This window comes from Microbacterium sp. ARD32, from assembly GCF_031844385.1.
Classification (GTDB): Bacteria; Actinomycetota; Actinomycetes; order Actinomycetales; family Microbacteriaceae; genus Microbacterium.
Genome location: NZ_JAUZVD010000001.1, coordinates 1,071,542 through 1,092,520, shown reverse-complemented (window position 1 = coordinate 1,092,520; position 20,979 = coordinate 1,071,542). Strand labels below are relative to the sequence as shown.

The window sequence follows — 20,979 nt, the reverse complement described above, 5'->3', positions numbered from 1 at the left end:
AGCGGATGCTGCGATGCATGACCCAGGATGATTCCACGCACGGCAGCGGGCGAGCACGCGGCAGCAGGCGGGTGCCTGTGCCGGATTCGGCGTCGGACCCGACGATGGTGACGAACCAGCCGGCACTGCGCAGCTCGTCCGGAGCGGTGTGGCTGATCGCGTCCGGCGTGTTCGTGGCGGTCTGCCTGGTGCCGCTGATCGGCATCATCGCCACGGGCAGTGCGGCGACTCCGGTCGCCGTCGTCGCGGTCGTGCTGCTCGTGGCCCTGCTGGTGGCGGAGTTCGTGGTGCGCCTCATGGTCGACGCCCGCGCGCACCGGCTGCGGTGGCTTGCGGCGTGCATGCTGGCGATGGCCGTCATCGCGCTGGTCTCGATGATGGTGTGCGTCTCGATCGTGTGGTCGTCGGTGCCGCGCTGAGCTCAGCGCTCGCCGAGCCCTGCGATGAGCCTGCGGGTGACCCGGTCGAGGTCGGCGCGGTCGGTGTCGCTCAGGCCGCCGGCGATCTCGCGCAGCGTGGCATTGTGCCGGCTCACCGCCTCATCGGCCATACGGAGCCCCTCCGGGGTCAGCTCGATGTCGAGACTGCGGCGGTCCTGCGGATTCGGCACGCGCGCGATCACGCCGCGCTTCTCGAGCCGGTCGAGTCTGCCGGTCATGGTGCCGGTGGTCATCAGCAGAGCACGTGCGATCGCGGTCGGTGAAAGCCGATACGGGGGCCCGGAGCGGCGCAGTGCGAACACCACGTCCCCGTCGCCCTTGTTGACGCCGTAATCCCGGCTGAGTGCCTCGGTGCGTGCGTTCACGAGCTCGGTGGCACGGTTGAGCCGCGCCAGCAGCGCCATCGCCTCACGGTCGACATCCGGCCGCTGCTGCGCCCACTGCCCCACGAGGGCATCGATCCGGTCGTTGTCATCCATGCCGGAAATTATAGCTTGCGCACAAGCTGCTCCCCTGTTAGCTTTTATCCAAGTAACTTGCAGGCAAGCTAAATAGGAGATCTGATGGACCAGACACTGACGCTCAGCGGCTCCGAGCGCATCACCGTCATCGAGAGCACGCCTTCCCGTTTCGAGGTGGAGGCGACGTACGAGCCGCAGGGCGAGAAGCCGCCGATGCACATGCATCCGGGTCATGCGGAAGAGTTCACCGTGCTCGCCGGTGTGCTGCGTGTCGGGTACACGGATCAGGAGCGCGACTACGCGGCCGGCGAGTCGTTCGAGATCCCCCGTGGCGTCGCGCATCGAATGTGGAATGCGGGCGATTCCACCGCGTCGGTGCATTGGGTCAGTACGCCGGCTGGTCGTGTCGAGTCGTTCTTCCGGGCGATGGACGCGCTGCACCGCGCCGGAACCACGAGCCTGATGGCGAAGGCCGGCGTGCTGCGTGCTCATTCCGATGTGATGCGCCCCTCCTCCGCCATCACCCGCCTGCTCGTGCAGGTGCTGGGCGCACTGCGGCCGACGCCGACCGCATCGCCAGCGGACGTTCAGCCGCAAGGAGCTGACCCGATGACATTCCGCCGACACCTCGCCACCTGCCTGACCTTCCTTCTCGCCGCCATGATCGGCTACGTGGGGGTCAGCTACCTGATCGATCCCGGTGGCACCGCCCCCGGCTTCGGGATGGCGGCCTGGCCCGAGGGGGATGCCGCGGCGTTCCTCGCCACCAAGGGAGCTCGCGACCTGGTCACCGGCATCCTGCCGCTGGTCCTGCTGTTCACCCGCCAGCGCCGTGCGCTCGGCTGGGCGATGTCGATCATCGCGATCGTTCCGCTGCTGGATGCCGCGCTCATCCTGTCCACGGGCGGCTCCACCGCAATGGCCATCTGGGTGCACGCCCTCACGGCCGTGCTCACCCTCGGCACGGGAGTGCTGCTGCTGACCGAGAGACCGAAGCATCCTGCCGCCGCCGCGAACACCACCGTGCCGGCGCAGGTCTCCGCACCGGCCTGAGGCGGACGGTACACGTATACTTCGTGAGCTTCGAGAGCAGCGGCGAGGCTCAGGCCGAGCACATCATCGAGACCGTCCCGGCTGGCGCGACCCTTCACATCGCACTGGACCTGGAGCACTGCGGCGACTTCTTCGCTCATCCGCCGACACGTGACGAGGTCGACGCGATCCTGGGCCCGTTGCTCGACAGGCTCAAGCAGCACCACGGGGCGCCGCCGGTGATCTACGCCACCTCGCACGCGCGAGGACCTGGTTGCACTGGCCGACAAGCGACGGTGAGTCGTGAGCTCGCAAAGACGTGAGAGAAGCGGAAAACCCCCGCCTGAGCGGGGGTTTCTTCCTTGCTGGGGTACCTGGACTCGAACCAAGAACAACTGAACCAGAATCAGCCGTGTTGCCAATTACACCATACCCCAAGGGCGAAAGCGAGGCCTCGCACCGAGGTTCAAGCTTACCCGAGCAGCAAGGAGAAGGCGAATCGAATCGGCTCGGGCGTGGCGAACCCCGCCGCTCTACACCGTGACGACCTGTCCCGACTGTGTCGGCCGGATCCACGGGCCGAGGTCGAAGCCCTGATCGCGTGCGGTGTCGAGGAAGGTCTGCTCCACGGCATCCGTGATCTGGGACTCCCGGGCCAGAAGCCACAGATGTCGGTGATCGGGTGTACCCACCAGGGCGTGCCGGTAGTCGTCGTCCACTCGCAGTACCCAGTAATCCGCCTTCGTGAAGGGGATCCACCGCAGCGCCTCCGGCAGGAACGTCACCTGCAAGCGTCCGGCATGCTCCGCATCCGGCACTCCCTGCCCCAGCGCCTGCGTGGGCCGCCCCTCCTCGTCCAGGCAGCGGTTGTCCACCCGCACCGTGCCGTCATCGTTCATCGAGTACTCGGCGGTCACGTCAGAGGCGCCGTCGTCTTCGAAGCGCAACGGCAGCCTGCCGATCTCGAACCACAGGCCCAGATAGCGTCGCAGCTCGAGTGCGGGTACAGAATGCACTTGGTCGCTCATCATGCTTCTCCTCTGCTCCTGCATCAGACTACGGACCCAGGCACAGCAGCAGAACGGGGTTGCATCGACCCTGTTGCGGAGGCAGCGGATGCTGCCACGCGGATGAGCTCGATCTCACCGCCCGAGGACGGTCACCAGCGCGCGCAGGCGCTTCAGCGTCTCGTCCTTGCCCAGCAGCTCCATCGACTCGAACAGCGGCGGAGACACGCGGCGTCCGGTCAGCGCCACGCGCGGCGGGCCGTACGCGACGCGCGGCTTCAGACCGAGGTCGTCCACGAGCGAAGCAGAGAGCGCCGTCTGCACGGCATCCGGGGTGAACGCCTCCACCGGCTCGAGCGCGGCGACGCACGCCTCCAGCACCTCGGCGGCGTTCGCGGGCAGGCCCTTCATGGCGTCCGCCTCGTAGGTCACCTCGTCGGTGAACAGGAAGCCCAGCATCCCCGGCGCCTCGCCCAGCAGCTGCATGCGCTCCTGCACCAGCGGGGCGGCGCGGAATGCCAGCACGATCTGCTCGTGCGTGGGCTCGGCCGCGCCGAACACTCCGGCATCCGCCAGATAGGGCAGCATCCGCTCGGCGAAGTCCTTGCCGTCCAGCTGACGGATGTGGTCGCCGTTGATCGACTCGGCCTTCTTCTGGTCGAAGCGGGCCGGGTTCGGGTTGACGTCGACGATGTCGAACGCCTGGATGAACTCCTCCAGCGAGAACACGTCGCGGTCGGGGCCGATCGACCAGCCCAGCAGCGCCAGGTAGTTCAGCAGGCCCTCGTGGATGAAGCCGCGCTCGCGGTGCAGGAACAGGTCGGCCTGCGGGTCGCGCTTGGACAGCTTCTTGTTGCCGGTCTCGCCGAGCACCAGCGGCATGTGCGCGTAGCGCGGCACGAAACTCGCGACGCCGGCCTTGATCAGCGCGTCGTAGAGCACCAGCTGACGGGCCGTGGACGGCATGATGTCCTCGCCGCGCAGCACGTGCGTGATGCCCATCAGGGCGTCATCGACCGGGTTCACGAAGGTGTACAGGGGCTGCCCGTTCGGGCGCACGAGCACGTAGTCGGGGAACGAGCCGGCCGGGAAGGTGACCTCGCCGCGGATCAGGTCGACGAAGGTGAGGTCCTCATCGGGCACCCGCAGGCGCAGCGCCGGCTGCCGCCCCTCGGCGCGGAACGCGGCCTTCTGCTCGTCGGTGAGGTCGCGGTCGAAGTTGTCGTAGCCGAGCTGCTTGGCGCGGCCGTTCGCCTCGTTGCGCGCATCGATCTCCTCGGCCGTGGAGAAGCTCTCGTACACCGCGCCCGAGGCCTTCAGCTTCTCGATCACGTCGCGATAGATGTCCTGGCGCAGCGACTGCCGGTACGGGGCGTGCGGGCCGCCGACCTCGACGCCCTCGTCCCAGTCGATCTTCATCCAGGTGAGCGCGTCGACCAGCTGGCGGAAGCTCTCCTCGCTGTCGCGGGCCGCGTCGGTGTCCTCGATGCGGAAGATCAGCTTGCCGCCGTTGTGCCGCGCGTACGCCCAGTTGAACAGCGCCGTGCGCACCATGCCGACGTGCGGCAGGCCGGTCGGCGAAGGGCAGAAGCGCACGCGGATGTCGGATCCGGTCGCGGTGGTGGTGAGGGGATGCACGGTAGCCATATCCCCTCGATTCTATCCGGGGCGGATGCCGCGCCCGAGACGGCTCAGCGCACCCGCTCGACGGCGATCGCAGCCGTCTGCGTGTGCGGCACGGCGCCGCCGTCGGAGAGCTCTGCGGCGAGGCGCTCGAACGCCCGGCGGAACCGGACGCGCCCGGCCCCGTCGAGTCCCGCGTAGAACGCGCCGGCACCGGCCACTCCCCCTTCGACCGACCGCCACAGCGCGTCGATGCTGGGACGCCAGGTCCAGGTGAGCTCGGTCACCTTGGGATGCCAGCCGGCATCGCGCAGCATCCGATCGAACCCGGGCGCCGTGCGCGCGAAGTCCCTGTCGGCGGGAAGACGACCGCCGGCGACCGGCGTCAGCCCGGACAGCGCCGTCACCTCGGCCCAGAAGGACGATGGGGATGCCGACCAGGTGGTCGCGATCACGACCCCCCGCGCGATGCGGCGCAGCTCGGCCGCGCCGGCGCGCGGGTCGGCCACGTGATTGAGCACGAAGTTCGCCACCACCGCGTCGAAGGCGTCGTCGGCGAACGGCAGCGCGGGCAGCGCCCCGTCGACGATGTCGAGATCCGGATGCTGCCGCACAGCCGCCTCGCGCATGCTGCGCTCCGGCTCGCACGCGGTCACCCGCCACCCGGCATCCCGCCACGCCGCGGCGAGGCGCCCGTCGCCCGCACCGGCATCCAGCAGCGAACGCCCGCGCGCCGCACCGGCGAGCTCCCGGAGCCGAGGCCCCGTGCCCGCGCACAGGTCCGCGTACGACGACGCGTACGCTTCACCCGTGCCGGCCCAGCTCATGCGGTCTCGCGGATCCGGCCCAGCGGGGACAGCGCCGTGATCGCGATGACGAACGCCAGGGCGACGATGCCGAGCCCGGCGTAGTCGAACGTCGTCAGCACCCACCCGGCCGCGGCGGCCCCGATCGCGGCGGTCAGACTCATCAGGGAGTCGCTGATGCCCTGGCGACGCGGACGCATCTCGACCGTGGACGACTCGGTCAGCAGCGCCGCGCCGGCGACGGTCGCAGCGCTCCACCCCAGCCCGAGCAGGATCAGGGCGATCATCACGCCCGCGGGCGACCGCCCGGCGAAGATGGCGATGATCAGCGATGCCGCGAGAACGGCCTGGCCCAGCAGCACCACCCGCACCCGCCCCCAGCGATCGGAGAGGATGCCGAACACCGGCGAGAGTCCGTACATGCCCGCCACGTGCAGCGCGATCGTGATGCCGACCAGCAGTGTCACGTCGGTCTCGCTGGTCATCGCCCCGTGCAGGTCGTGCGCCATGTGCTTCAGGTGAATCGGAGTCATCGCCATCACCGACGCCATCACCGCGTGCGAGCCGGAGACCGCGAAGATCGCGTAGCGGGCGCTGACCGGGCGATCCACCCCGGCGCCCAGCGGTGACGAGGTCGGGTGCGTGGCCGCCAGGCTCAGCGCGGTCAGCAGCGGGTCGGGCCGCAGAGCGAGCAGGTACAGCACGAGCGCTGCGATCTGCGCGATCAGCGAAAACAGGTACGAGCCGGTCAGCGGCGGCATCCCGATCGCCTCTCCGACGATCTCGCCCGGCGTGAGCAGCAGCGGCCCGGCCACCCCGCCCACGGTCGTGGACCACACGACCACCGACAGGTCACGGGCGCGATGCTGCGGCGACGCGAGGTCGGTCGCCGCGAACCGCGACTGCAGATTGCCCGCATTGCCCATGCCGACCATGACGATGCCGACCAGCAGCAGCGGGAACACCCGCAGTGCGGCCGCCGTGATCACGGTCACGACACCGACCAGCGCCAGGAGGTTGCCCGCGGTCAGCGAGAGCCTGCGCCCGCGACGGGCGGCGAAGCGCGCGAGCGGGATGGCGAAGGCCGCGGCGCCCAGCGTGACGGATGCCGTCGCCAGGCCCGACAGCGCATCGTCACCGGACAGGTCGGCTGCCAGAAGCGCCCCGAGGGACACGGTCGCACCGAAGGCGATGCCGCCGAGCACCTGCCCGACCGAGAGGATGCGCACCGTGCGGCGCTGGAGCGCGGTGACCTCGTCGAGGGTGACGGCCCTGCTCACGGGGTCGCGACCGCGTCGCGCACCGGGTTGCCCAGGATGCCGATGCCCGGGACCTCGACCTCGATCGTGTCGCCCGCGACGACAGGTCCCACGCCTGCGGGCGTTCCGGTCATGATCACGTCGCCCGGGAGCAGAGTGAACGCTGCGGAGGCGTAGGAGATGATGTCGGCGACCGAGTGGATCATGTCGGTCAGCGGCGCCTGCTGGCGCACCTCGCCGTTCACCCGGGTCTCGATGCGAGCCGACGCCGCATCGAACTCCGTCTCGATCACCGGGCCCAGCGGGCAGAAGGTGTCGAAGCCCTTGCCCCGGGTCCACTGGCCGTCCTTGCGCTGGATGTCGCGCGCTGTGAAGTCATTGCCCACGGTGTACCCGAAGACGTGGTCCAGGGCGTCCTCGGCCTTCACGTTCTTGGCGATGCGACCGATCACGACCGCCAGCTCGCCCTCGAACTCGGTGCGCTCCGAGATCGCCGGGCGCAGGATCGCGTCGCCGGGGCCGATCACCGAGGTGTTCGGCTTCAAGAACAGCAGCGGCTCCTCGGGGGCGACGTTGCCGAACTCTGCGGCGTGCTCGTGGTAGTTGCGGCCCACGCATACCACCTTGGAGCGCGGGATCACAGGAGCCAGCAGCGCCGCGTCGGCGAGCGGCACGCGCTCCCCCGTCGTCTCGAATCCGGCGAACATCGGGTCGCCCGCGAGCACGACCAGGTCTCCCTCGTCGACGATGCCGAACCGGATGCTCTCGTTGTGGCTGAACCGTGCGATCTTCACCGCAACAGCCTATCCACCCCGCGCTCCCCGCGCTCCCCGCGCTTCCCGCGTCGAGACCCCTCCTGACTGCCGAGACCCCTCGTGAATGGCGTTGTTCAGCAGGGGTCTCGACAACCGAGAGGGGTCTCGACGGAAGGGGTCAGACGTCCAGGCGCAGCAGCCAGCCGTGCGTGTCCTCGCGGCGGCCGTACTGGATGTCGGTGAGTTCCTCGCGCAGCGACAAGGCCAGCTCTCCGACCGGCTGGGGCTCCTCGAAGCCCTCGCCGACGAGCGCGCCGATCGGGGTGACCACCGCAGCGGTGCCGCAGGCGAACACCTCGACGATGTCGCCGGACGCCACGCCCTGACGCCACTCGTCCAGCGACACCGGTCGACGCTCGACGGTCAGGCCGCGGTCCTCGGCCAGCTGCAACAGCGAGTCGCGCGTGATGCCCTCCAGGATCGAGTCCGACGCCGGGGTGACGATGCGGCCGTCCTTGAACACGAACACCACGTTCATGCCGCCGAGCTCCTCGACGTTCCGCTCCGCGTCGAGGAAGACGACCTGGTCGCAGCCCTTCTCGTACGCCTCGGCCTGCGGCAACAGGCTGGATGCGTAGTTGCCGCCGGTCTTGGCGGCGCCGGTGCCGCCCTTGCCCGCACGGGCGTAGTCCTCGCTGAGCCAGATGCGCACCGGCTTCACACCGCCGGTGAAGTAGGCGCCGGCGGGCGAGGCGATCAGGTAGTACGCCACCTTCTTCGCGGGGCGCACGCCCAGGAACGCCTCCTTGGCGAACATGAACGGCCGCAGGTACAGGCTCTGATCGGCGCCCGACGGCACCCAGGAGCCGTCGACCGCCACCAGCTCGCGGATCGACTGGATGAAGTGCTCCGTGGGCAGCTCGGGCAGCGCCAGGCGGCGCGCACTGCGCTGCAGACGGGCCGCATTGCGGTCGGGACGGAAGGTGTGCACCGAGCCGTCGGCATGCCGGTAGGCCTTGATGCCCTCGAAGATCTCCTGCCCGTAGTGCAGCACCGCGGCTGCCGGATCGAGCGAGATGGGGCCGTAGGGCTGCACCCGCGGACGATGCCAGCCGCCGTTCTCGGACCAGCAGATGTCGACCATGTGATCGGTGAAGTGAACGCCGAATCCAGGATTCTGCAGGATCTCCTCGCGCTGAGCCGGGCTCTTGGCGGCGAGGTTCTTCGTCACGGCGAAGGTCAGAGGTGCGGTGGTGGTGTCGGTCATGTCTGTCCTCGTTCGAATGCGGCGGCGGTGCGCGCGTACTGTCAGATTACGCCTGCAGCAGGGCGATCACGGCGTCGCCGGTCTCGCTGGTGCTGCGGCTGCCCGTGCGGGCGGCGATGTCCTGCTCGACGGCGCGCTGCACGCGCGCGGCCTCGTCGCGCAGCCCGAGGTGATCGAGCAGCATCGCGACGGACAGGATGGCGGCCGTGGGGTCGGCCTTCTGCTGCCCCGCGATGTCGGGCGCCGAACCGTGCACGGGCTCGAACATCGAGGGAGAGGTGCCGTCCGGGTTGATGTTGCCGGAGGCCGCCAGGCCGATGCCGCCGGTGACGGCGCCGGCCAGATCGGTGAGGATGTCGCCGAAGAGGTTGTCCGTGACGATCACGTCGAAGCGCGACGGATCGGTCACCAGGAAGATGGTGGCCGCGTCGACGTGCAGGTAGTCGACACTCACGTCGGGATGCTCGGATGCCACGTGGTCGACGATCCGCTTCCAGATCGCCCCGGCGTGCACGAGCACGTTGGTCTTGTGCACGAGTGTCAGCTTGCGGCGGCGACGCTCGGCGAGTTCGAACGCGTGGCGCACGACGCGCTCCACGCCGAAGGCGGTGTTGACGCTGGTCTCGTTGGCGACCTCGTGCGGGGTGCCCTTGCGGATGCTGCCGCCGTTGCCCACGTACGGACCCTCGGTGCCCTCCCGGACGACCACGAAGTCGATCTCGCCGGGGTTCGCGAGCGGCCCGGGCGCTCCTGCGAACAGCTTGGAGGGACGCAGGTTCACGTAGTGGTCCAGCTCGAAGCGCAGCTTCAGCAGCAGCCCTCGCTCGATGTTGGCGTCCTTCAGGCGCAGGTCGCCGGGCACTCCCCCAACAGCGCCGAGCAAGATCGCGTCGTGCGAGCGGATGGCGTCGAGATCGGCATCCGTCAGCGTGTCGCCGGTCGCGAGGTAGCGGTCGGCTCCGAGCGAGAACGGCGTCTTCTCGAACGCGACGTCGCTGCTCGCGGTCACGGTGTCGAGCACGCGCTCGGCCTGGGCGATGACCTCCGGTCCGATCCCGTCCCCGGGGATGACAGCCAGCTTCACGACGCGCGACATGGAACTCCCTTGCACCACGAGCCGCGACGCCGGTCGCCGCGGACGTGGCTCCAGCGTAGTCGCGACGGGACACCGCCTCCGACCGCGAGTCGCCGGGCGACACCGCGCCGTCGCGACTCCTGGATCCGGATCAGACCTCGGTGATCTCGATCTGACGGAACAGGTCGGCCTCGATCGCTGCGCTCACATCGGCGAGCAGGTCGTCGGTGACCGGCGAGTCCAGCGTCAGCACGGCGAGCGCCTGCGCGCCGGCCGCCTCGCGGGCGATCTGCATGCCGGCGATGTTGATCCCCGCCTCGCCGAACTTCTGGCCGTACACGGCCACGATGCCCGGCCGGTCGGTGTAGGTCATCACGACGTGGTGCTTCTCGATCGGCAGCTCGATCGCGTGACCGTTGATCGCGACCAGCTTCTCGATCTGCTTCGGACCCGTCAGCGTTCCCGACACCGCCAGCTGGGAGCCGTCCGAGAGCGCCCCCCGCAGCGTGATAACGTTGCGGTACTCCTCGCTGATCTCGTCCTGCAGCAGGCGCACGGCGACGCCGCGCTGCTCGGCCAGCAGAGGAGCGTTCACGTACGACACGGTCTCGCTGACGATGTTGGTGAACACGCCCTTGAGCGCGGCGAGCTCGAGCACGCTCACGTCGTAGTCGTTCAGCTCGCCGTGCACCTCGACGTCCAGGCTGGTCAGCGGCGACTGCGACAGCGCCGAGAAGATCTGGCCGAGCTTCTCGACCAGGGCGATGCCCGGCCGCACATACGGGTCGATCACGCCGCCGGCGACGTTCACGGCATCCGGCACCAGGTCTCCGCCCAGCGCGAGACGCACCGACCGTGCGACCGACACCCCCGCCTTCTCCTGCGCCTCTTCCGTGCTGGCGCCCAGGTGCGGCGTGACGATCACGTTCGGCAGCCCCAGCAGCGCGCGCGCCGTGCTGTCCTCAGCGGGCGGCTCCGAGGTGAACACGTCCAGTCCGGCACCGGCGATCTCGCCGGCGACGAGCGCCTCGTGCAGGTCGGCCTCGTCGATCAGGCCGCCGCGGGCCACGTTGACGACGAACGCGGTCGGCTTCATGGCGGCGAACTGCGCCGCCGCGATCATTCCCGTGGTCTCGGGCGTCTTGGGCATGTGGATGGTGAGGAAGTCCGCCTCGGCGACCAGCTCGTCGAGCGAGACCAGCTGCACGCCCAGCTGCTGCGCACGGGCGCTGGTGACGTAGGGGTCGTATGCGATGACGCGCATGTCGAAGGCGTTCAGGCGCGCGGCGACCAGCGCGCCGATGCGGCCGAGCCCGACGATGCCGACCGTCTTCTCGAACAGCTCGGCACCGGTGAACGAGCTGCGCTTCCAGGCGCCGCCGGCCAGGGAGGCGTGTGCGGCCGGGATGCGGCGGGCGAGACTGAGGATGTGCCCGATGGTCAGCTCCGCCGCAGAGACGATGTTCGAGGTCGGCGCGTTCACGACCATGACGCCCGCGGTGGTGGCGGCCTTGATGTCGACGTTGTCCAGGCCCACGCCGGCGCGCGCGATGACCTTCAGCTTCGGCGCGTGCGAGAGCGCCTCGGCGTCGACCTTGGTCGCGGAGCGCACCAGGATGGCATCCGCGTCGGCGAGCGCCGCGAACAGCGCCTCGCGGTCGGTGCCGTCGACGCTCCGCACCTCGAAGTCGGGGCCGAGTGCCTCGATCGTCGCGGGCGAGAGCACCTCTGCGAGGAGGACGACGGGCTTGGATGCGGACTGATTCGGCACAGGTATCCTTCGGGGCAGCACACGGTGGATGGCAGTCGATGCGCCGCACGCCGTCGGGGCGCGATCGGGACACACTCTACCCGAGCGACGCGCGGGCCCCGCCTCGTGTGACGGTGGGCTGCGCGGTCAGGATCCGGTGAGGGCGTCGAGGTTGCGGATGACGTAGCCGAACGTGTCCAGCAGGAACACCGCGCTCAGCCCCAGACCGGTGAGCAGCGTCAGGACGAACGCCCCGATGGAGCGTCGCCGTGTCAGCGCCAGCACGATGGCGAACACCACCACGGCGACGGCCGCGGGCAGCAGGAGGATCAGCCAGCCGTACCCGCTCATCCCTCCTGTGGAGAGCCTGATCGCGTAGAAGACCGCGGTCCAGATGATGAAGCCGTAGGCGAGTCCTGCGATGCCGGTGATGAACCCGCGCAGCAGACCGCGCAGACCCCGGGGCCGAGCGGACTCGCTCCGCGGCGACGACGGTTCGACGCTCACAGGACTCCCCCTCCCCCTGAGACGACGAACGGCCAGGGCACCAGCAGCACCGCACCGGCGATCAGCCACACGATGCGCACCCATCCCTTCGCACCGCGGGTGAGGACGAGCACCGCCGCGAACCACAGCGCGGGGGCGAGCACCGCCAGCCACAGTGCACCCTGATAGAGGAGCACCGGAAGCGTGAACGTGACCGGCAGCTGCATCCCCACCCCGCCCAGGATCCAGCCGACGGTGTACAGCAGGTAGACGCCGCCCAGGATGCCGAGCGCCACCAGGCTCGCGGTACTGAGCCCGCCCGGCTCGCGGTCGTTTTCGGCATCCGCACCGCCGGACGGAACGGCGACCGGGTCCGGGAGCGCCGGGGCGGGATCCATGGTCGGGCGATCAGCGGGCGCGGGCTCTTCAGCCGCGGCATCCGCTCGACGCGGTTCCCGAGGCCGCCTCAGCGGACGCTGCGCCTCGAGCGCGTCGTCACCGTCCCAGCTCAGGGCCTCGTCGTCGCCGTCGGATCTCATCGCTCCAGCGTACCTACGCCGGGCCCCGCGCCCCATTATGCTCAGGGGCGACACCACACCGGGAGGAAAAGTGGCAGAGAGCAGCAAGAACGCCGGCGGCGCGCCCGCCGAGCGCACCTGGGCCCCCACGGCCGAGGCCAAGAAGAAGGCGACCACGTTCCGCTGGATCGCCGCGGCGCTGTGGGCCGTCGCCATCGTCGGCGAGGCCGTCGGGATCTTCTGGCTGCTCAGGCAGCGCGAGTACACCGGTGAGGACGGCACGTTCGTGCGCGATGCCGACACCGGGCGCCTCACCGAGCAGGGCGTCACCGCGTCGTTCCCGCAGTGGGCGTTCATCACGCTGCTGGTGCTGCTCGTCGTGATCGCCGCGCTCTCGATCACCGGATCGGTGCTGTGGAAGAAGGCGAACCACCTCGACCCCGCCAAGAAGTCCGACACCGTGCGCTTCTTCGTGCAGAACCAGCTGGGCGCGATCATCGCGATCATCGCGTTCGTGCCGCTGATCATCCTGATCTTCCTGAACAAGGACATGGACAAGGGGCAGAAGACCACGGCCGGCATCGTCGGCATCGTGCTCGCGGCCGTCGCCGTGTTCCTCGGCATCGACTTCGCCCCGGCCTCCCAGGAGCAGTACAACGCCGACCAGTCCGCCGTGATCCAGCTGCTCGGCCACGACGAGGTGACCTGGGTGGCCGGCGGCTCGGTGTACCACGTGTGCGACCAGGTGTCCGACCTGCAGACCGGCAGCGAGATCCACACCGGCACGACCGCCGAGGCGATCGCCGAGCACAAGGAGCGCCTCACGCTGAAGTTCGTCTCCGAGCTCGAGAAGTGCGGCCTTCCCGTGCCGGAGAACTCCTCCGAGATCGTCGACGCGCTGCGCCAGATCCAGGGCGGGCAGACCGACGTCGCGTTGCCGGCTCCCGTGTGGGGCGAGGGCGTCACGCCGCCGATCGAGGTGAAGGACGCCGCTCCCGCCGCGAGCTGACCGATCCCTCCCCCATCGGGGAACGAAGAAGCGGGCGTCCCTGACGGGGCGCCCGCTTGTTCGTGCTTTCGGATCAGCGCGCGGCGCTGCCCTCGACGTAGTCCTCGTCAGCCTGCTTCCACGCGAACAGCGCGCGCAGCTCCTTGCCGGTGGTCTCGATCGGGTGGCCCTGCTCCTTCTCGCGAAGTGCCAGGAACTCGGCGGCGCCGTTGTCCTGATCGTCGATGAAGCGCTTGGCGAACGCGCCCGACTGGATGTCGGCGAGCACGCCCTGCATCCGCTCCTTCACGCCGGCGTCGATGACGCGCGGGCCGGAGACGTAGTCGCCGAACTCGGCCGTGTCGGAGATCGACCAGCGCTGCTTGGCGATGCCGCCCTCCCACATCAGGTCCACGATGAGCTTGAGCTCGTGCAGCACCTCGAAGTAGGCGATCTGCGGCTGGTAGCCGGCCTCGGTGAGCGTCTCGAAGCCGGCCTGCACCAGGTGGCTCACGCCGCCGCAGAGCACGGCCTGCTCGCCGAACAGGTCGGTCTCGGTCTCCTCGGTGAAGGTCGTCTTGATCACGCCCGCGCGGGTGCCGCCGATCGCCTTGGCGTACGACAGCGCGAGAGCCCACGCGCCGCCGGATGCGTCGCGCTCGACGGCGATGATGTCCGGGATGCCGCGGCCGGCGACGAACTCGCGGCGCACCGTGTGGCCGGGCGCCTTCGGCGCGATGAGGATGACGTCGACGCCCTCGGGCGCGTCGATGTAGCCGAAGCGGATGTTGAAGCCGTGCGCGAAGGCCAGCGCCTTGCCCGCGGTCAGCTTGTCCTTGATCGACTCGTTGTAGATCGTGCGCTGGTGCTGGTCGGGCGCGAGGATCATGATCACGTCGGCCCACTCGGTGGCGTCGGCGACCGTCTTGACGGGGAAGCCCGCCTCCTCGGCCTTGGCGATCGACTTCGAGCCCTCCTTGAGGGCGATCGCGACCTCGACGCCGGAGTCGCGCAGGTTCATCGCGTGGGCGTGGCCCTGCGAGCCGTAGCCGACGATGGCGACCTTCTTGCCCTGGATGATCGACAGATCCGCGTCGTCGTCATAGAAGATCTCGGTGCTCACGGTGTGTTTCTCCTTGGTTGTGGTTCTGAAGATGAAGAAGGGTCAGCTGCGCAGGACGCGCTCGGTGATGCTCTTGCCGCCGCGGCCGATCGCGAGCAGACCCGACTGGGCCAGCTCCTTGATGCCGAAGGGCTCGAGAGCCCGCAGCAGCGCCTGCACCTTGCCCTGGTCGCCGGTGACCTCGACCACCAGCGCGTCGGGCGCGTAGTCCACGACGGAGGCGCGGAACAGGTTCACGACTTCGAGCACGTTCGAGCGGGTGTTGTTGTCCGTGCGCACCTTGATGAGCATGTGCTCGCGCTGCACCGACGACGACTGCTCCAGCTCGACGATCTTGATCACGTTGACCAGCTTGTTCAGCTGCTTCGTGACCTGCTCCAGCGGCAGCTCGTCCACGTCGACCACGACGGTGATCCGGGAGATCCCGGTCACCTCGGTGACGCCGACCGCCAGGGACTCGATGTTGAAGCCGCGACGGGCGAACAGTCCCGCGACACGGGTCAGGATGCCGGGGGTGTCCTCCACCAGCAGGCTCAGCACATGCGATGCCATGGGTCAGTCCTCCTGCTCGAAGGCCGGCGCGTGGTCACGCGCGTACTGGACGTAGCTGTTGCTGACCCCCTGGGGGACCATCGGCCACACCATGGCATCCGCACTGACCACGAAGTCGATGACCACAGGGCGATCATTCGTCTCGAGTGCCAGCTTGATGGCGGCATCCACCTCGTCCTCGCTCTCCACCCGGATGGCCAGGCAGCCGTATGCTTCGGCGAGCTTGACGAAGTCGGGGATCCGCACGGTGCCGTGCCCGGTGTTGAGGTCGGTGTTCGAGTGGCGGCCGTCGTAGAACAGCGTCTGCCACTGCCGCACCATGCCCAGCGAGGAGTTGTTGATGATCGCGACCTTGATCGGGATGTCGTTGATGACGCAGGTCGCCAGCTCCTGATTGGTCATCTGGAAGCATCCGTCGCCGTCGATCGACCACACCACGCGGTCGGGCTCGGCGACCTTGGCGCCCATGGCCGCCGGCACCGAGTAGCCCATGGTGCCCGCACCGCCGGAGTTCAGCCAGGAGTTGGGTCGCTCGTACTTGATGAACTGCGCGGCCCACATCTGGTGCTGGCCCACACCCGCGGCGTAGACGCCCTCGGGTCCGGTCAGCTCGCCGATGCGCTGGATCACGTGCTGCGGCGAGAGCAGGCCGTCGCTGGTGGGTGCGAAGCCGAGCGGGAACTCGGCCTTCAGCCCGTCCAGGTACGACCACCACTCCTCAGTGTCGGGCTCGGCGCCCGCGATCGTGCCGCGGAAGGCGGTGTCCAGGTCGACCAGCACGTCGCGCACATCGCCGACGATCGGCACGTCGGCGGTGCGGATCTTCGAGATCTCCGCCGGGTCGATGTCGACGTGCACGACCTTCGCCTTCGGGGCGAACAGCGCCACCCGGCCGGTGACGCGGTCGTCGAAGCGTGCGCCCAGGGAGACGATCAGGTCGGCCTCCTGCAGCGCGAGCACCGCGGGCACGGTGCCGTGCATCCCCGGCATGCCGAGGTGCTGCGGATGCGAGTCCGGGAACGCACCACGGGCCATCAGCGTCGTCACGACGGGAGCGCCGGTGGACTCGGCGAGCACCCGCAGCTCCTCGGACGCGCGGCCGCGGATGACGCCACCGCCGACGTACAGCACCGGCTTCTTCGCCTCGGCGAGCAGCGCGGCGGCCGCCTGGATCTGCTTGCCGTGCGCTTTGGTCACCGGGCGGTAGCCGGGCAGCTCCACCTTGGGCGGCCAGACGAACGGCGCGATGGCCTGCTGTGCATCCTTGGTGATGTCGACGAGCACCGGACCGGGCCGGCCCGTCGAGGCGATCTCGAAGGCCGCGGCGATCGCCCCGGGGATGTCCTCGGCGCGCTTGACCAGGAAGGAGTGCTTGGTCACCGGCATCGTGATGCCGACGATGTCGGCCTCCTGGAACGCGTCCGTGCCCATCAGGGTGGAGAACACCTGCCCGGTGATGGCGACCAGCGGCACCGAGTCCATGTAGGCGTCGGCGATGGCGGTGACGAGGTTGGTCGCGCCAGGGCCGGAGGTCGCGATGCACACGCCCACCTTCCCGGATGCCGAGGCGTAGCCCTCGGCCGCATGACCGGCGCCCTGTTCGTGCCGCACGAGGATGTGCCGCAGCTCGGAGGCGTCCATCAGCGGGTCGTACACCGGAAGGATCGCCCCGCCGGGAAGACCGAAGACATCGGTGACCCCGAGCTTCTCGAGCGATCGGACGACGGCCTCGGCACCCGAGAGCTCGGGAGCGGCTGCGGTGCGGGCCGGCGGACGGGGCACGGCCGGTGCGGAGTCGGGAGGTGTCATGTCTTTCCTCTTGATGATCGTGATGAGTCGTACCCCGGTCGGGAGCGGCGGGTGCCCTCTCGGGCTCAGCCGGTGACCGCGCCCTGCGCGGCGGAGCGCACGAGACGGGAGTACTTGGCGAGGACGCCACGGGTATAGCGCGGGGGAAGGGGCTCCCAGCCCTCACGGCGGGAGCTCAGCTCTGCCTCCTCGACGAGTAGCTCGAGAGAGCGAGCCGCGATATCGACCCGTATCAGATCACCATCGCGCACGAAGGCGATGGGACCTGCGTCCACCGCTTCGGGTGCTATGTGGCCGATGCACAGGCCGGTTGTGCCGCCTGAGAATCGTCCGTCCGTCAAGAGTAGTACATCTTTTCCGAGGCCCGCGCCCTTGATGGCGCCGGTGATCGCGAGCATCTCCCGCATCCCCGGCCCACCCTTGGGCCCCTCGTACCGGATGACGACGACGTCGCCCGCCGTGATCTCGCCGGCGGCCAGGGCATCCATGGCGGCGCGCTCGCGCTCGAACACCCGGGCCGGTCCCTCGAACACGTCGGCGTCGAAGCCGGCCGACTTCACGACGGCGCCCTCGGGCGCCATCGAGCCGTGCAGGATCGTGATGCCGCCGGAGGAGTGGATCGGGTTGTCGAAGGTGCGGATGACCTCGCCGTCGATGGGATCGGGGTCGAGTTCGCGCAGGTTCTCGGCGACCGTCTTGCCGGTGACGGTGAGCGCGTCGCCGTGCAGCAGGCCCTCGTCGAGCATCGCCTTCATGATCACCGGGATGCCGCCGTGACGGTCGACGTCGTTCATGACGTACTGGCCGAACGGCTTCAGGTCGCCGACGTGCGGGGTGCGGTCGCCGATGCGGTTGAAGTCGTGCAGGCTCAGCTCGACGCCGGCCTCGTTCGCGATGGCGAGCAGGTGCAGCACGACGTTGGTCGAGCCGCCCAGCGCCATCGCGAGCGAGATGGCATTCTCGAACGACTCCTTGGTGAGGATGTCCCTGGTGGTGATGCCCTGGCGGAGCAGGTTCACCACGGCCTCGCCGGAGCGGTGCGCGAAGTAGTCGCGGCGCCGATCGGCGGACGGCGGAGCGGCGGAGCCGGGGATGCTGAGGCCGAGCGCCTCGGCGACGGATGCCATGGTGTTGGCGGTGTACATGCCGCCGCAGGCGCCCTCACCGGGTGCGAACGCGCACTCGATGCGCTTGAGGTCCTCTTCGGTCATGCGGCCGGCGCGACACGCGCCGACGCCCTCGAAGGAGTCGATGATGGTGATGTCCTTCTCGGTGCCGTCCGAGAGCTTGACCCAGCCCGGGGCGATGGATCCGGCGTACAGGAACACGCTGGACAGACCGAGGCGCGCGCTGGCCATCAGCATGCCGGGGATCGACTTGTCGCAGCCGGCCAGCAGCACGCTGCCGTCCAGGCGCTCGGCCATCATCACCGTCTCGACGGAGTCGGCGATGACCTCGCGCGAGACCAGCGAGAAGTGCATGCCCTCGTGGCCCATCGAGATGCCGTCCGAGACCGAGATCGTGCCGAACTGCAGCGGGTAGCCGCCGCCGGCGTGCACGCCCTCCTTCGCTCCCTGGGCGAGCCGGTCCAGGCTCAGGTTGCACGGGGTGATCTCGTTCCAGCTCGACGCGATGCCGATCTGCGGCTTGTCCCAGTCCTCGTCGCCCATGCCGACAGCGCGGAGCATGCCCCGCGAGGTGGTGGCTTCGATGCCGTCGGTGACGACCCAGCTGCGCGGCTTGATGTCGATTTCGGCTGACGCGCCGGGCGCGCCCGAGTGTGCTTCGTGGGAGGACATGACGGAAGTCTATTCCCGCCCGGCGGCGCGCTCGTCCGCGATGACACCGAGGAGCGCGGCGATCTGCTGCGGGGACCGCACGCGCAGCGCGGCCGCCGTGTCGCCCGCACCCACGCGCACACCGAGATCGTCGGCGCCCAGCACCCGCAGACCGTCCTCGTCGGTCACGTCGTCGCCCGCGAACAGCACTCCGGTGGCGCCGGTGCGGGCGCGCAGCGCCGTGATCGCGGCATCCTTCCCCTCGTGCCGGGAGGAGAACTCCAGGATGCGATCGCCGGTGCGCCGGCGCCACCTGGCCGCGCGTCTGGCCATCACCTCGTCGACCGCGGTGAACGCCGCGCGCTCGACGGCGGGATCGGCGGGGCGACCGTGGATGCCGACGCCGAAGGTCTTGCGCTCCAGTTCCACGCCCGGGTACCGCGTCAGCAGCGGCTCGAGCTCATCGAAGAGGGACTCGCGCAGCGCGCGCTCCTGCTCCGTCTCGACGATCTCCGCCTCTCCCTCTCCCGGAAACCAGTACTGGGCGCCGTGCGAGCCGGCCAGGATCACCTTCGAGTCGTCGTCGTGCTCGGCGATCTCGCGCAGGTGCGTCAGGCTGCGCCCGGACACGTACGCGACGGACGTGTCGGGCATGAGCGCCAGGCGCTGCACGGCATCCGCGATCTCCGGAAGCGCCCGCGCGCTCATCGGGTCGGCGACGAGGGCGGATGCCGTGCCGTCGAAGTCCAGGGCGACCAGCAGCACCCGGGTGCGGGCGATCGCCGTGACCTGCGGATCGGGGGCGCCGGGGGTCCAGACGCGAGTCATGCGTGCTCCTCGTCGTGCGGCCGGCGGTGACGGGCCGCGTGCTCGAGCGCCTTCAGGAAGGACTGCGACCAGGCGGTGACGTCGTGCTCGAGCACGCGCTTGCGCAACCAGCGCATCCGGCGGCTCTGCTCCTGGCGCGGCATCTCGATCGCCGCGAGAATGGCATCCTTCACCCCCTCGATGTCGTGGGGGTTCACGCGCACGGCCTGGCGAAGCTCATCGGCCGCTCCGGTGAACTCGCTGAGCACGAGCACGCCGCGATTGTCGGCGCGGGTGGCCACGTACTCCTTGGCGACCAGGTTCATCCCGTCGCGCAGCGCGGTGACGAGCATCACATCCGCCGCGAGGTACATGGCCACCATCTCCTCGCGGGGGAAGCCCTGGTGCAGGTACCGGATGGCGGTGTGGCCGAGCGTGTCGTGGTCGCCGTTGATGCGCCCGATCGCCAGCTCGACCTCGTCGCGAAGGTGCACGTACGCGTCGACGCGCTCACGGCTGGGGCTGGCCACCTGGATGAAGGCGACGTCCTCCACCGAGATGCGCCCCTGGTCGAGGAGCTCGCCGTACGCCTTGATGCGATGCCGGATGCCCTTGGTGTAGTCCAGCCGGTCCACGCCCAGCAGGATGTGCTTCGGATTGCCCAGCCCCTCACGGATCTCGACGGCGCGCGCGCGGATGTCGGCGCGCTGCGAGAGCTCGCGGTACGGCGTCGTGTCGATCGAGATCGGGAACGCCCTGGCGTGGCTGCGCCGGCCGCCGGGCAGCGTGATGACGCCGGCCTTGGCCTCGACGCCGAGACGCCGCTTGGCCGCGGTCACGAAGTTCGTGGCGTCCTGAGCCCGCTGGAAGCCGATCACGTCGGCGCCGAGCAGGCCGCGCAGCACCTGATCCCGCCAGGGCAGCTGCGCGTACAGGCCGTGGGCGGGGAACGGGATGTGGTGGAAGTAGCCGATCGTGACGTCGGGGCGCAGGTTGCGCACCATCTCGGGCACCAGCTGCAGCTGATAGTCGTGCACCCACACCGTGCCGCCGCTGGCCACGGCCGCCGATGCCGCCTCGGCGAAGCGCAGGTTCACCGACACGTACGCCTCCCACCATTCCCGGTGGTACTGCGGCGGCGCGATCACGTCGTGATAGAGCGGCCAGATCGTGTCGTTGGAGAAGCCCTCGTAGTACTCCTTGACGTCGTCCTCGCTGAGCGCGACCGGGATGAGATGGATGCCGTCGGCGTCGAACGGCTCGAGTTCGGCATCCGGCATGCCCGCCCAGCCCACCCAGGCGCCGTCCACGCTGCGCATCATCGGCTCGAGCGCGGCGACCAGCCCACCCGGCGAGGTGCGCCAGATCTCCTCGCCGTCCGTGGTGACCACCCGGTCGACCGGCAGCCGGTTGGCGACGACGACGAACTCTGCGGCGGCCATG

Annotated in this window: 21 protein-coding genes and 1 tRNA gene; 4 read left to right on the top strand and 18 right to left on the bottom strand. The window is 69.5% G+C overall.

The genetic code is table 11. The features are described from left to right. Window positions 1–17 precede the first annotated feature (17 nt). A complete protein-coding gene (locus Q9R19_RS05110; protein ID WP_311255253.1) occupies window positions 18–419 on the top strand; it encodes a hypothetical protein in 402 nt (133 codons plus the stop codon). 2 nt (window positions 420–421) lie between these two features. On the opposite strand, the gene Q9R19_RS05105 is transcribed toward Q9R19_RS05110, so the two are convergent. Further along, window positions 422–919 (bottom strand): MarR family transcriptional regulator, encoded by a 498-nt coding sequence (locus tag Q9R19_RS05105; protein ID WP_311255252.1) that lies wholly within the window; start codon window positions 917–919, stop codon window positions 422–424. 84 nt (window positions 920–1,003) lie between these two features. Between Q9R19_RS05105 and Q9R19_RS05100 the strand changes: the two genes are divergently transcribed. Beyond that, a complete protein-coding gene (locus tag Q9R19_RS05100; RefSeq protein ID WP_311255251.1) occupies window positions 1,004–1,954 on the top strand; it encodes a DUF4267 domain-containing protein in 951 nt (316 codons plus the stop codon). Between the two features lie 23 nt (window positions 1,955–1,977). Then, window positions 1,978–2,256 (top strand): hypothetical protein, encoded by a 279-nt coding sequence (locus tag Q9R19_RS05095; protein WP_311255250.1) that lies wholly within the window; start codon window positions 1,978–1,980, stop codon window positions 2,254–2,256. Window positions 2,257–2,298: 42 nt separating this feature from the next. Here Q9R19_RS05095 and Q9R19_RS05090 read toward each other — a convergent pair. The 11 genes from Q9R19_RS05090 to Q9R19_RS05040 all read right to left on the bottom strand — a co-directional run bounded on the left by Q9R19_RS05090 (window position 2,299) and on the right by Q9R19_RS05040 (window position 12,500). Then, window positions 2,299–2,370: transfer RNA gene (locus Q9R19_RS05090), tRNA-Gln, on the bottom strand. 96 nt (window positions 2,371–2,466) lie between these two features. Further along, entirely contained in the window at window positions 2,467–2,949 is a 483-nt protein-coding gene (locus tag Q9R19_RS05085; protein ID WP_311255249.1) for a lipocalin family protein, read from the bottom strand. Between the two features lie 126 nt (window positions 2,950–3,075). Beyond that, window positions 3,076–4,587: a glutamate--tRNA ligase gene (gene gltX / locus Q9R19_RS05080; protein ID WP_311255248.1), complete on the bottom strand. Its 1,512-nt coding sequence runs from the start codon at window positions 4,585–4,587 to the stop codon at window positions 3,076–3,078. 44 nt (window positions 4,588–4,631) lie between these two features. Continuing rightward, window positions 4,632–5,390 carry a methyltransferase domain-containing protein gene (locus Q9R19_RS05075; protein ID WP_311255247.1) on the bottom strand — a complete coding sequence of 253 codons (759 nt, stop codon included), beginning with the start codon at window positions 5,388–5,390 and terminating at the stop codon, window positions 4,632–4,634. Further along, window positions 5,387–6,649 carry an MFS transporter gene (locus Q9R19_RS05070; RefSeq protein WP_311255246.1) on the bottom strand — a complete coding sequence of 421 codons (1,263 nt, stop codon included), beginning with the start codon at window positions 6,647–6,649 and terminating at the stop codon, window positions 5,387–5,389. Before Q9R19_RS05070 ends, Q9R19_RS05075 begins: the two co-directional genes overlap by 4 nt. Next, window positions 6,646–7,422 (bottom strand): fumarylacetoacetate hydrolase family protein, encoded by a 777-nt coding sequence (locus Q9R19_RS05065; RefSeq protein WP_311255245.1) that lies wholly within the window; start codon window positions 7,420–7,422, stop codon window positions 6,646–6,648. The genes Q9R19_RS05070 and Q9R19_RS05065 overlap by 4 nt, the downstream gene beginning before the upstream one ends. Before the next feature lie 139 nt (window positions 7,423–7,561). Beyond that, a complete protein-coding gene (locus Q9R19_RS05060) occupies window positions 7,562–8,650 on the bottom strand; it encodes a branched-chain amino acid aminotransferase (RefSeq protein WP_311255244.1) in 1,089 nt (362 codons plus the stop codon). Between the two features lie 46 nt (window positions 8,651–8,696). Beyond that, the gene (locus Q9R19_RS05055) at window positions 8,697–9,746 is read right to left on the bottom strand and encodes a 3-isopropylmalate dehydrogenase (protein WP_311255243.1); all 1,050 of its coding nucleotides are present in this window, start codon (window positions 9,744–9,746) and stop codon (window positions 8,697–8,699) included. 130 nt (window positions 9,747–9,876) lie between these two features. After that, a complete protein-coding gene (serA, locus tag Q9R19_RS05050) occupies window positions 9,877–11,496 on the bottom strand; it encodes a phosphoglycerate dehydrogenase (protein ID WP_311255242.1) in 1,620 nt (539 codons plus the stop codon). Window positions 11,497–11,622: 126 nt separating this feature from the next. Further along, the gene (locus Q9R19_RS05045) at window positions 11,623–11,982 is read right to left on the bottom strand and encodes a hypothetical protein (RefSeq protein WP_311255241.1); all 360 of its coding nucleotides are present in this window, start codon (window positions 11,980–11,982) and stop codon (window positions 11,623–11,625) included. After that, window positions 11,979–12,500, bottom strand: coding sequence for a DNA polymerase III subunit gamma/tau (locus tag Q9R19_RS05040; protein ID WP_311255240.1), 522 nt, complete (start codon window positions 12,498–12,500; stop codon window positions 11,979–11,981). The genes Q9R19_RS05045 and Q9R19_RS05040 overlap by 4 nt, the downstream gene beginning before the upstream one ends. A 70-nt stretch (window positions 12,501–12,570) precedes the next feature. On the opposite strand from Q9R19_RS05040, the gene Q9R19_RS05035 reads away from it, so the two are divergent. Next, a complete protein-coding gene (locus Q9R19_RS05035) occupies window positions 12,571–13,488 on the top strand; it encodes a hypothetical protein (RefSeq protein ID WP_311255239.1) in 918 nt (305 codons plus the stop codon). A gap of 73 nt (window positions 13,489–13,561) precedes the next feature. On the opposite strand, the gene ilvC is transcribed toward Q9R19_RS05035, so the two are convergent. The 6 genes from ilvC to Q9R19_RS05005 all read right to left on the bottom strand — a co-directional run bounded on the left by ilvC (window position 13,562) and on the right by Q9R19_RS05005 (window position 20,978). Next, the gene (gene ilvC / locus Q9R19_RS05030; protein WP_311255238.1) at window positions 13,562–14,590 is read right to left on the bottom strand and encodes a ketol-acid reductoisomerase; all 1,029 of its coding nucleotides are present in this window, start codon (window positions 14,588–14,590) and stop codon (window positions 13,562–13,564) included. Window positions 14,591–14,632: 42 nt separating this feature from the next. After that, window positions 14,633–15,142 carry an acetolactate synthase small subunit gene (gene ilvN, locus Q9R19_RS05025; RefSeq protein WP_311255237.1) on the bottom strand — a complete coding sequence of 170 codons (510 nt, stop codon included), beginning with the start codon at window positions 15,140–15,142 and terminating at the stop codon, window positions 14,633–14,635. A gap of 3 nt (window positions 15,143–15,145) precedes the next feature. Then, a complete protein-coding gene (locus tag Q9R19_RS05020) occupies window positions 15,146–16,951 on the bottom strand; it encodes an acetolactate synthase large subunit (protein ID WP_311255236.1) in 1,806 nt (601 codons plus the stop codon). Window positions 16,952–17,016: 65 nt separating this feature from the next. Next, entirely contained in the window at window positions 17,017–18,750 is a 1,734-nt protein-coding gene (ilvD, locus tag Q9R19_RS05015; protein WP_311255235.1) for a dihydroxy-acid dehydratase, read from the bottom strand. A 9-nt stretch (window positions 18,751–18,759) separates the two neighbouring features. Continuing rightward, a complete protein-coding gene (otsB, locus tag Q9R19_RS05010) occupies window positions 18,760–19,557 on the bottom strand; it encodes a trehalose-phosphatase (RefSeq protein ID WP_311255234.1) in 798 nt (265 codons plus the stop codon). Then, the gene (locus Q9R19_RS05005; RefSeq protein WP_311255233.1) at window positions 19,554–20,978 is read right to left on the bottom strand and encodes a trehalose-6-phosphate synthase; all 1,425 of its coding nucleotides are present in this window, start codon (window positions 20,976–20,978) and stop codon (window positions 19,554–19,556) included. Before Q9R19_RS05005 ends, otsB begins: the two co-directional genes overlap by 4 nt. Window position 20,979 lies beyond the last annotated feature (1 nt).

Excerpts from the sequence above, each read along its gene's own strand:
- Q9R19_RS05110 (WP_311255253.1), top strand. The coding sequence starts at position 18 with ATGACCCAGGATGATTCCACGCACGGCAGCGGGCGAGCACGCGGCAGC.
- Q9R19_RS05005 (WP_311255233.1), bottom strand. The coding sequence starts at position 20,978 with ATGGCCGCCGCAGAGTTCGTCGTCGTCGCCAACCGGCTGCCGGTCGAC.
- Q9R19_RS05040 (WP_311255240.1), bottom strand. The coding sequence starts at position 12,500 with ATGAGATCCGACGGCGACGACGAGGCCCTGAGCTGGGACGGTGACGAC.
- Q9R19_RS05075 (WP_311255247.1), bottom strand. The coding sequence starts at position 5,390 with ATGAGCTGGGCCGGCACGGGTGAAGCGTACGCGTCGTCGTACGCGGAC.
- Q9R19_RS05060 (WP_311255244.1), bottom strand. The coding sequence starts at position 8,650 with ATGACCGACACCACCACCGCACCTCTGACCTTCGCCGTGACGAAGAAC.
- Q9R19_RS05020 (WP_311255236.1), bottom strand. The coding sequence starts at position 16,951 with ATGACACCTCCCGACTCCGCACCGGCCGTGCCCCGTCCGCCGGCCCGC.
- Q9R19_RS05100 (WP_311255251.1), top strand. The coding sequence starts at position 1,004 with ATGGACCAGACACTGACGCTCAGCGGCTCCGAGCGCATCACCGTCATC.
- ilvN (WP_311255237.1), bottom strand. The coding sequence starts at position 15,142 with ATGGCATCGCATGTGCTGAGCCTGCTGGTGGAGGACACCCCCGGCATC.
- otsB (WP_311255234.1), bottom strand. The coding sequence starts at position 19,557 with ATGACTCGCGTCTGGACCCCCGGCGCCCCCGATCCGCAGGTCACGGCG.
- ilvD (WP_311255235.1), bottom strand. The coding sequence starts at position 18,750 with ATGTCCTCCCACGAAGCACACTCGGGCGCGCCCGGCGCGTCAGCCGAA.
- Q9R19_RS05105 (WP_311255252.1), bottom strand. The coding sequence starts at position 919 with ATGGATGACAACGACCGGATCGATGCCCTCGTGGGGCAGTGGGCGCAG.
- gltX (WP_311255248.1), bottom strand. The coding sequence starts at position 4,587 with ATGGCTACCGTGCATCCCCTCACCACCACCGCGACCGGATCCGACATC.
- Q9R19_RS05055 (WP_311255243.1), bottom strand. The coding sequence starts at position 9,746 with ATGTCGCGCGTCGTGAAGCTGGCTGTCATCCCCGGGGACGGGATCGGA.